Raw genomic sequence first — 734 nt, forward strand, 5'->3', positions numbered from 1 at the left:
AATACAAACGTAAATAATGTATGGAATAGAAAATGCAAAGATTCATATTTATATGCCAAAAGAGAATATAACTTCCGATTTAATTAGAACCTAGACGGACAAATTAAATAAGGTTAATCCAAAAAATGAGTTCGAAATACGAAGCATTGATGAATATGTTAAATAAACGTTTATGATAGTAGTAGAAAAAATAAGAGACCTTGATATCGCAAAACAACAGTTTGATTTTGATAGTGATATTGAAGAGTCTGTGGATTATCAAAGTTGGGTAGATTATATTGATAACAACCACAAATTATTCGTATGGTTTGAGGATACAGAGGATGGAAAAGAGGTATTGAGTAAAATTGATAGCTTTCCCCTGAAGATGCAGCAATCATTGCTCTCCTTGCTTAATAGGGTTCGGTGTTTTGCAAAATTCAATTCTAAGAAAGGACATTACGACTTGAGTGCGGCGTGCTCTAGCGAGAGCAAAAGAGTATCTATTTCTTTTGAGCGAAAACCGACAATCGAAGAATTGAGGCTATTTTTGGATATGGCTAATTACTTAGGGGCATATTTATTATTTGATAGGAAAAAGATAATTGATGCAGAGGTGATTGAAGAATTGGAAAAAGCACTTTAAAAGAAAAATACGTATGAGACAATTGAGAATGGGACGAAATGTCTTTATGACAAGAAGCTGGCGATTTTAAAATGGGGTGGCTGAACTGAAGCGAGCACAAGAAATAAAT

The 734-nt window shown here is 33.4% G+C and carries 1 protein-coding gene; it reads left to right on the forward strand.

Features of this window, described 5'->3' with window-relative positions; genetic code table 11:
• Positions 1-172 precede the first annotated feature (172 nt).
• Positions 173-625, forward strand: coding sequence for a PDDEXK family nuclease (locus QVO39_RS00815; protein WP_021902605.1), 453 nt, complete (start codon positions 173-175; stop codon positions 623-625).
• Positions 626-734: the final 109 nt, after the last annotated feature.

It is taken from the genome of Porphyromonas sp. CAG:1061 (assembly GCF_000435035.1).
GTDB classification, from domain to species: Bacteria; Bacteroidota; Bacteroidia; order Bacteroidales; family Porphyromonadaceae; genus Porphyromonas_A; species Porphyromonas_A somerae.